Raw genomic sequence first — 12,965 nt, 5'->3', positions numbered from 1 at the left:
ATTTTTAAGGTATAACCATAACACGTTCGAGATGTGGAACTCGTATGCGTTGACAAAGGTGGCATGTATGGCGGATATAGCCCAAATCAAGAACAAGAATTTCTTGTTGCTCTACTTCAGCTTGTTCCATGGGAGCAATATTGTCTTCTAATGTGGCGTGATTGCATGCAAAAATACGAACGCGATCTCCTGCTTCCCAATCACCCATTGTGATAGCATCTTGGTGAAGAGCCAATTCTTGCCCATTTCGTTCAATGATAAGATTATCGACAAGCTCATGACTATCTTGATTCATTCTTGGTTCTAGTCTTATTACAGGCGGATTCTGAGCTGTTTGTGCAAAAAGTATTCGATTTGCTGCATCATCTCGTCGAAATTGATTAACTTGTTCAAAATGGCCTAACTGAACAGCATTTGGTTGGTTGTTGTTTTCCTGTTGTGGAGGTGTTGGAGGTATCTCAAGGCTTAATGCGTGAACTATTTGGGCAATTGCGCCTACTAACAGAACTATAGCAGCTCTAGATTTTTGATGATTTAAATAGACCGATGTTGCTCGAGCAAGAGATTCAAATGCCTGTGCGCGTTGTCGATAAATACTATTTTTCAGTGATTGATTGGTGTTAACTGCTTGGTAAAGAGCAGTAGCGCTTTCAGTAAGAGGTAACAAATAAGTTTGCGTTATTTGGCTTAAGTGATTGATCTTTTTTTGTTGTATTTCAGATAATTCAAATATGTCATCAACTTTTTTATCATTATCCATTATATCGATGTACAAATTTGAGGCATCAAAAACAGCCCAAAAACATGAAGAAAAATGAGGGTCACCTGGGTGATTGATAATAGTGAGAACTTCATTGGCTAGGCGTACGGCATCGGTAGCAACGTGAAGCGCCTTTGCTGTTTTGGTATGCTTGCCTTGGTTGCGGTATGAAAGTGCTGCCAATGGCCCTCGAGCAATTGCTAAGATCGCTTCGGCACGGTTTATGGTCTGGAGATTATACGGGATAGGCCTAACCGCTGCTGCAAAGCTTTGAAATGGGGTGATGAGAAATCCAAGTACGAGCAAAAGCATACTTGTTTTAATGGGTGTTTTCATAGGTGAACTCTTTATAAATTTTAAAAACTCAATAGGAATGACCAAAAGAGGTCCGAGTATATCACTGTTTTTTTAAAGATAAATGGTTTTCTTCGAAAAAAAGCTTAATTGAGTAATGTTAATGCTGTAAAATTACCCCTTAAAATCAATTCATCTTATTTATTATTTTCACTTAGAAATATTAATATTAAGCTCGTATGAACTTCTCGGTGAGCTTTTGGCATAGTTTTTGTTTACCCCCTATCTATGCTATAATTTCAACCATTGTGAAATTAAAATGTGTGGTCTGTTACCGGAAAAGTGGCAATCATGATCGAAATGGACAAGCTGTACGACAGTAAGACGACAGAGCCTGAAATTCAGCAACTCTGGGAACAAGAGAAAATTTATCAATTCAAGCCTAATCCAGATAAAGAAGTGTATAGCATTGATACACCTCCTCCAACGGTCTCCGGGTCGCTGCACATTGGTCACGTCTTTTCGTACACGCAAACCGACTTGGTTGCGCGCTACAAGCGCTTGCGTAAATTTAATGTCTTCTACCCAATGGGCTTTGATGATAACGGTTTACCGACCGAGCGTTTTGTTGAAAAAAAGCATGGCTTAAAAGCTCACAACATGAAGCGGTCAGAATTTTTGGCACTCTGTCTCAAGGAGACCGAAGAGGTAGAAAAGATTTTTGAAGTACTCTGGCGCAGCATCGGACTTTCCGTTGACTGGACCAAGCTCTATTCAACCATTTCACTCAAGGCGCGTAAAGCTTCGCAACACTCTTTTGTTGAGCTCTACAAAAAAGGGTATATCTATCGTAAGGCTGAGCCATCACTGTATTGCACCACTTGCCGCACTTCGGTTGCTCAAGCAGAGCTTGATTCAGCTGAAGTTTCATCAACATTTAATGATATCTATTTTACCACTGAATCGGGTGAAAAACTTTCAATTGCAACAACACGCCCAGAATTATTACCATCATGTGTTGCCGTTTTTTATCACCCAGACGATGCCCGCTATCAGCATTTAGCCGGTAAGCAAGCAATCACCCCAATTTTTAATAAACAAGTACCTATTCTTGCAGATGATTTGGTTGACCCAGCAAAGGGGACCGGTCTTGTAATGTGCTGCACCTTTGGTGATCAGACCGATATTACTTGGTTTAAAAAACATAAGCTTTCATTTGTGCAAGCAATTGGCAACGATGGAAAATGGACCGAACTTGCAGGGCCTCTTGCGGGCTTGGCAGTACACGAAGCACGCAAAAAGGTTCTTGAGCTGCTTGAGCAAGCCGGCGCATTGATTGGTAAAAAGAGCATTGTTCATCATGTGAGTGTTCACGAACGTTGCAAGCAAGAGATTGAGTATCTCGTGTTATGGCAATGGTTTATTGATGTGCTCAATCACAAAGAAAAGTTTTTAGAACTTGCAGATAAAATCACTTGGAAGCCGGAGTTCATGAAGATTCGGTACCAAGAGTGGGTACAAAATTTAAGCTGGGACTGGTGCGTTTCTCGTCAGCGATATTTTGGTATTCCGTTTCCTGTCTGGCATTGTAATAGCTGTAAACAAATCTTGCTTGCTGATGAAGCAGTGCTTCCAATTGACCCACAAGAAACAAATTATCCAGGCAGATCTTGTCCCAAATGCTCTTCAACAGATGTTATTCCAGATACCGATGTCATGGATACTTGGAACACTTCATCACTCACGCCACAAATTAATACCAATTGGCCGGATGTATCACCTGATGGCTTGACCATGCCGATGAGCATGCGACCACAGGCGCACGATATCATTCGTACCTGGGCTTTTGATACCATTGTAAAATCGTTTTTTCATAACGGTGATATTCCGTGGCATGATATTGTTATTTCGGGCCACGTACTTGCCGGTAAAGATAAAATTTCTAAGTCTAAAGAAAATAGTAAAACATCACCCGAAGGGCTTTTGGCTAGCTACCCAGCAGATGTTATTCGGTATTGGACCGCGAGTGCTCGCTTGGGTGTTGATACCGCCTTTAGTGAAAATCAGCTCAAAATTGGTCACCGCTTGGTTACTAAATTATGGAATGCATTTCGCTTTTGTGCCGAACACATTACAGGATATGAAAAGCCAGCGCAAGCTCCAAAGCTGGACCAGCTTAACGAATGGATTCTTACCTGCTTGAACAAAACTATACATGGATACATTCAGGCATTTGATGGTTATGAATATCATGCTGCGCTTGAAGTGGCAGAGAAATTCTTTTGGGCCGACTTTTGCGATAACTATCTTGAGCTGGTAAAAGATCAGTTCTTTAACCCTGACAAATATGATGCAGCTACTATCCAGGGCACACGCTTTGTGTTGTATGAAGTTGGCTTTGCCATTCTGCAGCTCTTTGCACCATTTGTTCCTTTTGTAACCGATGCGCTCTATCAGCGTTTATACAAAGTAACTGAAAAAGAGGTTTCGTTGCATGTTACCGTGCTTGATGAAAAGCGCTTTGATTATACCTTTGATCAAAGTGTTCAGGCTGTTCAGTGTGCATTGGCCGTGGTTGCCAGTGTCCGTAAGTTGAAAAGTGAAAAACAAATTTCGCTGAAAACTGAACTACAAAGCTTGGTTATTTATGGTGACCGTGAAGTTCAAGCGTTACTTGCACAACAAGAGACATTGCTCAAGGGTGTAACAAAATCTGCAAGCATTCAGTTCAGTACTGAATTGCTTGAAACTGAGCATATGACACAGGATGGCGAGTTGTTTATTGCCCATGTTTTCTCTGTGCTTAAGTAATAAATAATTTCGAATATTGCGTTTATTTCGAATATTGGCTAGAATTAAAACTGGAAGTAACTCGAAAGTTACTTCCAGTTTTGTACATTGATACCTTTGAAAGGGAGTCATGGCTATTCGAGAATTTCATGATTTTGAACCTGTTTTGCCAAATAATAAAGAAGTAGAGCTTGCTCGAAATTCAAGTAAAGCGCTATCAGGTTTGTCTTTAAAAAAATCAAAATCTATTGATATTACATTTGAAAAGTCAAAAAAACTAACAATTCCACGGTCTGCATTTAAACTTCTTATCTCTATTTTGGCGCAAATGGCCGAAGGTAATGCAGTTGCTTTAATTCCAGTTCATGCTGAGTTAACAACACAAGAAGCTGCAGATTTGTTAAATGTATCACGTCCCTATTTGATACAGTTATTGGAGACAAAATTAATTCCTTTTCGAAAAGTAGGGAATCGTAGGAAAATTTTGCTTCAAGATATGATATCCTATAAAACAAAAATTGATGTTGCTCGCCGTAAGGTATTAGATGAATTGATTGATGATGCTCAAAAACTTGATTTGGGATATTGATTAAGATGAGTAATCTTATTGTCATTTATGATGCTTGCGTTTTATATCAAGCACCGATTCGAGACTTACTATTACGGTTGGTGCTTGCAGATCTTTATAGAGCAAAGTGGACTCATGATATACATGAAGAATGGATTAATAGTCTTCTCAAAAAACGCCCAGATTTAACAAGAGCTCATTTGGAAAAAATAAGAGACAAGATGGACAAGCATGTGAGAGATTGCCTGGTTGTTGGATATAAAGGGCTTATTAAAGATCTTGTATTACCAGACCCAGAAGATCGGCATGTTTTGGCTGCTGCTATTCGCGCAGGTGCTCAGATGATTATAACATTTAACCTTGCAGATTTCCCATCAAAGACTCTTTTGAAATATGGAGTTGAGGCTCAGCACCCAGATTTGTTTTTGCGATATTTGCTCGATAGGTTTCCATCCAGGGTTATTGATGTTATTCGTGAGACAAGAATGAGTCTTAAGAGTCCTGCTAAAAGTGCTCAGGAATATTTAAGTATCCTTGAGCGACAAGCTCTTCCCCAAACTGTTAAATATCTCCAAGATTATATAGATCTTATTTAAAAATAATGATGAAGATTTAAATTATGATTACCATTAACAATCGTCAGCGAAAAATTAAAGTTAATATCAAAGCAATGGAGCATCACATCAACGTGATGCTCCAAGCTCTTGGATATCCCAATTTTGATGTTGGAGTTCTACTCACAACCAATGCAACAATCAGAAAATATAATCGTGACTATCGTCACAAAGATAAAGCTACTGACATTTTGTCATTTCCCTATCACACCGAACTAAAACCTGGTGAAAAGATTAAGGTCAAAGATCCCGAGGATAAAAACTTGGGTGACATGATTATCTCGCTTGAGTATGTTCAAAAAGATGCTCCCAAAAGATGGGAAAGATCATTTGAAGAGCATTTAACTCATCTTCTTGCTCATGGCCTTGCGCATCTTTTAAACTACGATCATCAGACTGATGAAGAGTTTGCGGTGATGCAAAAGGTTGAGAAGAAGTTGCTCAAGGCTATTCAAACTCGTTAAAAGTTTTTAATTCTTGCGAAAAATGCAGCCATGCAGAAAACATTTCATCAAGAACAGTTTGAAGATTACACATATCTTTTTCAAGCTCTTCATATGAAGCATATTGCATTGACTTAAAAGAGTTCATCTTTTCGTTGAATCCAATAAGGCATTCAATTTCAATACCTTCATCATCGAAAGTATGAGTAAGTAAATTTTTCACTAACCATTCAATGGTTTTTCCAGAAGTACTTATCTGTTGTGCCGCTGAACTAACCAGATTGTTTGAAGTATAAGATTGCAAGATCTTCATACATTCAAACTTTAATTGAAGAGCTTGTGAAATTGCATTCACAAGCAGAGGGTAAAGCTTTTCAAGAGGTTGTGGTGCTGCTTTAATTACTTGATTTTCTAGTTTTAAGTTATTAAATGTGAAATCGAATGCTAAGAATGTTTGATCTACATGCTCAAAAGCGATTGTTCTAAAAATTTCTGCTTCTTGGTCTAAACAGATATCTGGAGAGAAAATTTTGGAGAGATTGAGTTTGTTTTGGACGTTCTGAAAAGTAATTCTTGTTCTGTTCATTTGGTGAGCGTAAAAATCGAGTATTGCTTCGATGAGTTGAAGTCCAAAATGTTTTTGATTTGCGTTATCGGTAATACCAGACCTATCTAACAAATAAAATGTCATCTCTTCAGCGAAGGTTAGAAAGGTTGTTGTATGAGTTTTAAGATCAAACTGCATATGCTCAAGACCAGGCTTTATCGCTTTTTCATAAGCATCTTTGCCTCGTTGAATGCAGTCGTTTAAAATATCATCTTCACTTATTACTTCAGAAATATCGCAAAAGTTTTCTGAGCGTCTCATTTTGACAAGTTTTGGCTTTACAGGCTTTTGATTATCAGTTGATTCTTGAAAATTTGAATCGTGATTTTCAGTCATGATAATGTCGCTTTCCAACTCTTTTGGTAGCTCTTCGTCTGAAAAGTTTTCCCATACTTTTCGTAAGAGTTCATTCTGTAATTCCTTTTGTTCTTGAGTACATTCACTCCGTGTGAACTCATTATTTGTACGTTTCAATTTCACAGACTCAAGATTTATATGAGAAGAAATTTGGTCACTCCATTCATCTTTATCGATTTGATCTTCTTTTTCAAAAATATTGAGAATTTCTTGAAGCGGTATACCAGCTTTACGCAATTCAAAAATTGTATCTAAGTTATAGCCGGAAGTTTGCCACCAATTAATTGTTCCAAGAGGATAACCCATTGTATTGAGTCCTATAATTACTTGATTTATTCCTTTGCTTGATTCTTCTTCAACATTATCTTCAATCATCTCATTTTTTCCATCCGGATCAGATGATTGATTTTGAATTGCAACATCATGTTGAGGTAAGGTTGCACTGAATTGATCAATAATTTCTTGAACGCTCATATCAAGTCCTAAGAGTTGTTGAACAGTTTCTAGGGTGCAGTTACTTTTGAAAAGTTTATCGATATTTTCTTGAGAAAACCCCATTGCATGAAGTGTTATTCGTTCTGAAATCTCATCGTGATTAATAATATTCGATTGCATACCAATAAGTGTTGAGGATGTCAGCGCTGTGACGAAGAGGATTGAATAGAGGGATATTTGTATCATAATTACTCCATGAGAAAAACGTTAAGTTTTTGATTTATAAATTGTTATCACTTTGAACAATATCATTTAAAGAAGCTATTAATTCAGCCATTGCTTTGATTGTGTCTGAAAAATTGATGATGAGCTCTTCTAGATTCATGAGACAAGCAATAGAGTCTCTATGGTCAATTGGTTTCATGAGCCGTGTTAAGCTCTCTTTAATTGACATCTTTATTTCTGTATCTATTTCGTTATGTCTATCGAATATGCTCAAGAAAATATGTGTACTTTGCGTGACAATATCAGCAAGATGTGTTGCCGCAGGCCGATGCAGAGGCTTTTCGACATTCTCTTTTGTAAGAATGGTATAGCATAAATAAGCTGTTTTGAGCATGAGCGTGCAGAGCTCTACAGTATTGTGCAAATCTTGAACAAGATTTGGAATAACTCTGATATTAGCCTTGATATCCTGTATTATATTTGCCTGTGTTTCAAAGATTTGAAAGTTGAGTTGTGCAAATTCATAAAAGTTTTGGTCAAAGAATATTTCCTCTGGATAAAGCTTTAAGATTTCAAAAATCTTTTTGTAGAGATCGCAGAGCTCTGCAGTAGGAATAATGGGAAAAGGTTTTTGGAAGTAGCGAGCATCTTCTAATGCATGAGAAACAAGTGACATCAGTATTTCATGCATATTTCTAAAGTTTTTTAAAGAACCAATAGGGTCCTTCCATGTTTTTCCATAGTGTCGAAAAGCTCCAGCGCGTACTGAAGTAAACTTTATTAAAAATTCACTTATATTGCTTATTTCTATATCAGAGATATTTGAGGAAATATGAGTAATTGATCGGTGATTCTTAGAATATTCATACGATTCATGAGAATTGCTTTCTACAGATCTGAAAATTTCTTCAGGTGGTACCCCATCGAGTAATAGCTCAAGTGCTGTTGAAGCACTCATCCCAGCAGGGACAATATAGCCCATTTCTTTGAGCATTTGCTCTGCATTTTGCTCTGCGTAAGGAGATTCATCGAAGTATATATTTTGAGAGTCATCAATAATATTTTTATTACTAAAATCTTCATTCATAGAATAAATCGGGCTTTTTAATGAGATGACAAGAAAAAAGAGTGAGAGATGTAATTTTTTGGACACAGTGTCTCCTGATGTATGAGTTAAAAATAATTACGGGAAGCAGCTTTGTGAATTTATAAAGTGCTTCCCGTAATTATTTTTACGTGAACGTATTAACGTACACAATTATCTTGAGATGATTAAAACAATGAAGCTGCTGTGTATCTTTGTTCTGTTGGAATAGGGGCTGCGCTTTGTGTCTGTTTTAAAAACTCAGCAACACGCCGTGCATTTTCTTGCATACGGCTGGTGTCTTGAACAAAGTCTTGGTTGCAGTCGATAATAAGCACTGGAACGCTTTTAAGTTCTGGAAATATACCATCTTTTTCAAGCAAAAATTTATCATGCCAGAAATCAATTTGCTTCATATATTCCAGGGTGATATTTTCTTCGCCCGCTCGATTACGTTTTTGTATACGGCCAAAACAAACTTCAGGTTGGGCTTTGAGGTAGATAAATCCCAGTGGCGGCTTGCAAGCTTTACGCATTAAAAAATCAACCCACTGTTTGTAAATGTCCCACTCAATGTTGTTAAACATGCCGTCTTTTTGTCCATTAAGCGCAAAACAGAAGTGACCAGAATAGACTGAGCGCTCCATAACACGGTTAGGGTTTGGGTCAGCCTGCTCTTTTGCATGCTCTTTAACGCGGCAGGCCATGGTAAATGTTTCCATGGTATAAGCCCATCGCTGACGATCGTCATAAAAATTTCCGAGTAATGAACGACCATGAAAACCGGCGGCCCAAGAATCTTTAGGTTCGGGAATGACATGAACATCTGGGCAATGTTGTGCGAGCAGTTTGAGAAATGTAGATTTACCGACGCCGGTATTGCCTTCTAAGATGTACATGGTTTGTTTCCTATTTTGGTTTCATTAATTCTAGAGATAAAAGGGTCTCTATTCTAAACTGTTCTTTTTGATCTGTTAAATTTTTTTTTAAATCGGACTATTTTGCAATAAACAGAAAAAATGACCCATTTGACTTTAGTAATCGCGGATATTATAATCATGATTACTAAATTGAAAGGGTTATTATGTCAGTTCGTGCCTGGATGGTTGTTGCATCAAAAAATCATGTTGCTCGTGGAGTTAAAGAAGGCATTACACAGGCCTGCCATGGCAAAGCTGCGCCGCTCAAGCGGATGAAAGAGGGTGATTGGGTTATTTGCTATTCACCCAAGCTCGAATTTGAAGGTACTGAAAAATGTCAGGCCTTTACCGCTATTGGTCAGGTGGTTGATGGTAATGTGTTTCAAGTTGATATGGGGCAGGGCTTTACCCCTTTTCGCAGCAAGGTAAATTTTAAAAAATGTATAGAAGTTCCAATTCATAAAATGCTTTCAAAACTTTCGTTAACTAAAACCCGTGAAAATTGGGGAATCCTCTTTAGGCGTGGATTTTTTGAAATACCGATTCAAGATTTTCAACTCATTGCGCATGAAATGCTTGGCGAAAAAATAGAATAAAAATAGGAAAAGATGACTATAAAATTTTCTCATGACCGCCCAGAGCAGAGCATGGGGTTTGTCTTTTGGCAGATCACCAATTTGTGGCAACGTAAAATAGTTCAAGCGCTTGAGCCAACGGGCCTGACGCATGTGCAATTTGTCTTGCTTGCGGCTATTGGCTGGCACAATCAACAAAAAGAGGTTGTTACGCAGGCTTTGCTTGCTCGCTTTGCAAAGACCGATGTCATGATGACTTCAAAGGTTGCGCGAACGCTTGAGCAAAAAGGTTTGTTGCGTCGCGAAGAGCACAAGACCGATACGCGTGCGTTTTCGTTGGTCTTGACTGCGCAGGGGATTAAAAAATTGAATCAGGCAATGCCATTGGTGGTTGATGTTGATAAAAAGTTTTTTAAAGTTTTAAAGGGGCAGCGGACAGATTTTATGGAACGCATGCTTGAGATTATGACTGGTAATCAGGAATAAGAAGGTATTAAAATGTGTCAAAAAGAATATTCAGTTGTTGCAGATGTTTCGCGTGAACAGGTGTGGAAAGCATGGTCTGATGTAAGCAATTGGAATAAATGGGACCATGACATTGAATGGAGCATTCTGGAAGGTGAATTTGAAAATGGTGGAGTTGTTACCCTTAAGCCACGTAACAGTGGAGTTGTTCGTAGCGTGATTGAAGATTGCAAGCCTTTGACTTCGTTTACCAATGCAACCAAAATAAAACTGTGTGGCATTACTTTGGCAACGCTCAGGTTTTCACATTTTTTAGAAAATCATAAGGCAGCAATCAAAATCACCAATACTATCGAAGTAACTGGCCCGTGTGCATGGATCTTCTGGTTTTTGATTGGAAAAAATATTGCCAATGGTTTCCCAGAATCACTTGCGAGTTTTGTTGCGTATGCCAAAAAATCTTGAACGTGAGTAGGTAAACTATTGGTGATGGGTATTTATTTTGTAAAAGTTAACTTTTTACGATCTTGAGCGTCTTTAATTCTTTGTAAATCCATGCATGTTTGTCCTTTGTCATTTTGCAAATCCATTTGGGCACCAAGTCTGGTCAGTTGGTCAGAGTAATGCTTTTGACCCAACAAGCAGGCGAGATGTAACAATGTGTTTCCATTAGGATCAATTTTTTGAGCAAGAAATTTTGTTCTGCAGTCTTGTGGAGCACACTCAATAAGACGAATAATCATATCCCAGTTATTTCTATATCTGCCCATATTGACTAAGTTATTAAATTCTTTTTGTAGGTTGAATTTGTGAATAATTTTAAGATCAGCGGCTGTTTGATTAAAAATATTTGTTCGTGAAGTATCAGCTCCCAGTTCAATCAGTATTCTTTTTTGGTCTTCAAGGCCAAGAAGAGTAGCGACGTGCAGCAGTGTGTTGCGATTCTTGTCAACGCTCTTTGTTAGAAAGTATTTTTTGAGTGGATCTGGACTGTTTGAAATAAGATCAATAAGGTCATTCCACTGGTATTGGTTATTTTTAGTGAAAGTTCTAAAATCATTGAGCAACTTTATTTCATGGTCACCTTGATTACCATGTTTTAATCGGTTGATTTTGCGCAGATCCATGCAGTCTTGTCCTTGCGAATTTGTCCCTGTGAGTTGAGCTCCATATTTGACAAATGTGCTCACTGAATCGTCTCTGCCCAAAAGACATGCAATATGAGTAATAGTATTACCATTTTTATCTACTTGTTTGCTTAAAAATTCATAATGTAAAGCAGGGCAGTACTGTACGAGTTTTTCTAAAACGTCCCAGTCTTCTTGTTCAAAATTATCGGTATTGACTATCCCGTTAAAGAGAAAATGTAACTGGTCAAGTGATTCTTTATTGGTAAAAAACTGAAGACTATCCCAGTGATTTTTTCTGATAATGATTGCCAATGGGCTTTCTTGTCTATCATTTGGCAACGAACAATCCGCACCCTGAGTAATAAGGTATTGAATGACTGCTCTTTTGTTGTGAATGCATGCAAGATGGAGTGCGGTCATTTTGGTGTTGGTTTGAGCGTTGATGAGTCTTTTTTCTTGATCATGTTTGAGTAAGAGCTTAACAACTTCCAAGTGCCCATGAGAAGCGGCTAAATGGAGAGCTGTATTCCCATCATTTTCAGCCGCATAAATATCAGCTCCTTGTTCTATTAAAAATTTTGATAATTCAAAAAGTCCATCTGAAGCCACTCTAATGAGCGGCATCTGCAGATTAATTTCATTTTGAGCTGTTATAGATGCGCCGTAGCTCAATAAAACTTTCATTGCTTCAATTTTTTCATTCTCAGATTTTTGGCTGAGTGTAACAAAGAGTAGTGGGCTTGTACCATCATCGGAAACAATATTTGGGTCTGCATTATACTCAAGAAGCGTTGTTATTGTTTCGATATGGCAGAACATGCATGCTCCATGAAGAGCCGTCTGGCCACGGGCATTTGGAGTGTCTGCATAAGTTCCCCCAAGGAGTCGCATGGTTACTTCGTCATTTCTTCCATGTTGAGCAGCCGCATGAAGGGCTGTTGAAATTGGATGAGGGACTTGTGGAGCCTGCATACTAGAGCAAGAAAGTGCATATCCTAGAGTTAATGCGGACATAATAAATATTTGAAAAAAGTTCATAAAACCTCCATTTTTATTGTGTAGGCCAATATTGCGTAGGCCAATTAAAAGACATAATACGGTTGAATTTTGTGTTTATATTTAGTTTAGACTACTAAATATATTCAATTTGTCAATAAGCTTCGAGTGGGGTTGACGTGGTATTTAGAGAGTTTTTGAGTTCTTATGAGCAAAAAATTATTCCTGACTCCGTTGGGTGACTATTTTTAGGCTAGTTCCCAGCATATTTTTATGCAAATTGTATAGTACTGTTTATGAAATTCATAACATTGAGTTTATGATTTGCATAAACAGCGTCAAAGATGCCTCTTATACGCTTTATTCATTTATGCATAATTGTAGTCACTGATCTATGGCTTATAATGCTCGATTTTGTGCTGACTATGTAGTTGACTATAAGATTAGTACAAAAGTAATTAAACTATCGATTGAGTCAATATTTCCTTATATTACTCTTTGCTTGGGTAGGAGTTGTACGCAGTTCTTGAGCAATGAATTTTGGCCATAATATTCGTCAAGAATATATTTTTCTCGACATGAACTTGAATCTAACGAGATGAGAACTGGAATTATTTAAACAAGAATATTTCAGGTTGTTTTTATCTGCAAAAAATGCATAATTGCTATCCGAATTTATAAAGTGTTTTGAAATCGAGGTTT

At 37.8% G+C, this 12,965-nt stretch carries 12 protein-coding genes; 7 read left to right on the top strand and 5 right to left on the bottom strand.

Features of this window, described 5'->3' with window-relative positions:
- Positions 1-4: 4 nt before the first annotated feature.
- On the bottom strand, positions 5-1,096 hold the full coding sequence (locus JST56_06580; protein MBS1988624.1) for a hypothetical protein: 1,092 nt from the start codon (positions 1,094-1,096) through the stop codon (positions 5-7).
- A gap of 309 nt (positions 1,097-1,405) precedes the next feature.
- On the opposite strand from JST56_06580, the gene JST56_06575 reads away from it, so the two are divergent.
- The 4 genes from JST56_06575 (at position 1,406) to ybeY (ending at position 5,490) form a co-directional block, all read left to right on the top strand.
- Positions 1,406-3,865 (top strand): valine--tRNA ligase, encoded by a 2,460-nt coding sequence (locus tag JST56_06575; protein MBS1988623.1) that lies wholly within the window; start codon positions 1,406-1,408, stop codon positions 3,863-3,865.
- Between the two features lie 109 nt (positions 3,866-3,974).
- Positions 3,975-4,433, top strand: a complete 459-nt coding sequence (locus tag JST56_06570; GenBank protein MBS1988622.1) for a helix-turn-helix domain-containing protein — start codon at positions 3,975-3,977, stop codon at positions 4,431-4,433.
- Positions 4,434-4,438: 5 nt separating this feature from the next.
- On the top strand, positions 4,439-5,008 hold the full coding sequence (locus tag JST56_06565; GenBank protein MBS1988621.1) for a PIN domain-containing protein: 570 nt from the start codon (positions 4,439-4,441) through the stop codon (positions 5,006-5,008).
- A 23-nt stretch (positions 5,009-5,031) separates the two neighbouring features.
- Positions 5,032-5,490 carry an rRNA maturation RNase YbeY gene (ybeY, locus tag JST56_06560; GenBank protein ID MBS1988620.1) on the top strand — a complete coding sequence of 153 codons (459 nt, stop codon included), beginning with the start codon at positions 5,032-5,034 and terminating at the stop codon, positions 5,488-5,490.
- On the opposite strand, the gene JST56_06555 is transcribed toward ybeY, so the two are convergent.
- From JST56_06555 to JST56_06545, 3 genes are all read right to left on the bottom strand, one after another.
- The gene (locus tag JST56_06555; GenBank protein MBS1988619.1) at positions 5,474-7,114 is read right to left on the bottom strand and encodes a hypothetical protein; all 1,641 of its coding nucleotides are present in this window, start codon (positions 7,112-7,114) and stop codon (positions 5,474-5,476) included. The genes ybeY and JST56_06555 overlap by 17 nt on opposite strands.
- 34 nt (positions 7,115-7,148) lie before the next feature.
- On the bottom strand, positions 7,149-8,246 hold the full coding sequence (locus JST56_06550; protein MBS1988618.1) for a hypothetical protein: 1,098 nt from the start codon (positions 8,244-8,246) through the stop codon (positions 7,149-7,151).
- Positions 8,247-8,365: 119 nt separating this feature from the next.
- On the bottom strand, positions 8,366-9,076 hold the full coding sequence (locus JST56_06545) for a deoxynucleoside kinase (protein ID MBS1988617.1): 711 nt from the start codon (positions 9,074-9,076) through the stop codon (positions 8,366-8,368).
- Positions 9,077-9,258: 182 nt separating this feature from the next.
- Here JST56_06545 and JST56_06540 point away from each other — a divergent pair, with 182 nt between their 5' ends.
- Genes JST56_06540 through JST56_06530 form a run of 3 tightly spaced genes read left to right on the top strand, consistent with a single transcriptional unit; the run spans position 9,259 to position 10,602 of the window.
- Positions 9,259-9,693 carry an EVE domain-containing protein gene (locus JST56_06540; protein ID MBS1988616.1) on the top strand — a complete coding sequence of 145 codons (435 nt, stop codon included), beginning with the start codon at positions 9,259-9,261 and terminating at the stop codon, positions 9,691-9,693.
- 12 nt (positions 9,694-9,705) lie between these two features.
- Complete coding sequence (locus JST56_06535; GenBank protein ID MBS1988615.1) at positions 9,706-10,158, top strand: MarR family transcriptional regulator; 453 nt, start codon at positions 9,706-9,708, stop codon at positions 10,156-10,158.
- Positions 10,159-10,170: 12 nt separating this feature from the next.
- Positions 10,171-10,602 (top strand): hypothetical protein, encoded by a 432-nt coding sequence (locus tag JST56_06530; GenBank protein MBS1988614.1) that lies wholly within the window; start codon positions 10,171-10,173, stop codon positions 10,600-10,602.
- Between the two features lie 32 nt (positions 10,603-10,634).
- Here JST56_06530 and JST56_06525 read toward each other — a convergent pair whose 3' ends face one another.
- Positions 10,635-12,305, bottom strand: a complete 1,671-nt coding sequence (locus JST56_06525; protein MBS1988613.1) for an ankyrin repeat domain-containing protein — start codon at positions 12,303-12,305, stop codon at positions 10,635-10,637.
- Between the last annotated feature and the right edge of the window lie 660 nt (positions 12,306-12,965).

It is taken from the genome of Candidatus Dependentiae bacterium, assembly GCA_018266175.1.
In the GTDB taxonomy this organism is placed as follows: Bacteria; Babelota; Babeliae; order Babelales; family RVW-14; genus JAFEAY01.
Note: the sequence above shows the minus strand (reverse complement) of the source record. Positions and strands in the feature narration are given on the sequence as shown.

Excerpts from the sequence above, each read along its gene's own strand:
- JST56_06555 (MBS1988619.1), bottom strand. The coding sequence starts at position 7,114 with ATGATACAAATATCCCTCTATTCAATCCTCTTCGTCACAGCGCTGACA.
- JST56_06570 (MBS1988622.1), top strand. The coding sequence starts at position 3,975 with ATGGCTATTCGAGAATTTCATGATTTTGAACCTGTTTTGCCAAATAAT.
- JST56_06575 (MBS1988623.1), top strand. The coding sequence starts at position 1,406 with ATGATCGAAATGGACAAGCTGTACGACAGTAAGACGACAGAGCCTGAA.
- JST56_06535 (MBS1988615.1), top strand. The coding sequence starts at position 9,706 with ATGACTATAAAATTTTCTCATGACCGCCCAGAGCAGAGCATGGGGTTT.
- JST56_06545 (MBS1988617.1), bottom strand. The coding sequence starts at position 9,076 with ATGTACATCTTAGAAGGCAATACCGGCGTCGGTAAATCTACATTTCTC.
- ybeY (MBS1988620.1), top strand. The coding sequence starts at position 5,032 with ATGATTACCATTAACAATCGTCAGCGAAAAATTAAAGTTAATATCAAA.
- JST56_06565 (MBS1988621.1), top strand. The coding sequence starts at position 4,439 with ATGAGTAATCTTATTGTCATTTATGATGCTTGCGTTTTATATCAAGCA.
- JST56_06530 (MBS1988614.1), top strand. The coding sequence starts at position 10,171 with ATGTGTCAAAAAGAATATTCAGTTGTTGCAGATGTTTCGCGTGAACAG.
- JST56_06525 (MBS1988613.1), bottom strand. The coding sequence starts at position 12,305 with ATGAACTTTTTTCAAATATTTATTATGTCCGCATTAACTCTAGGATAT.
- JST56_06580 (MBS1988624.1), bottom strand. The coding sequence starts at position 1,096 with ATGAAAACACCCATTAAAACAAGTATGCTTTTGCTCGTACTTGGATTT.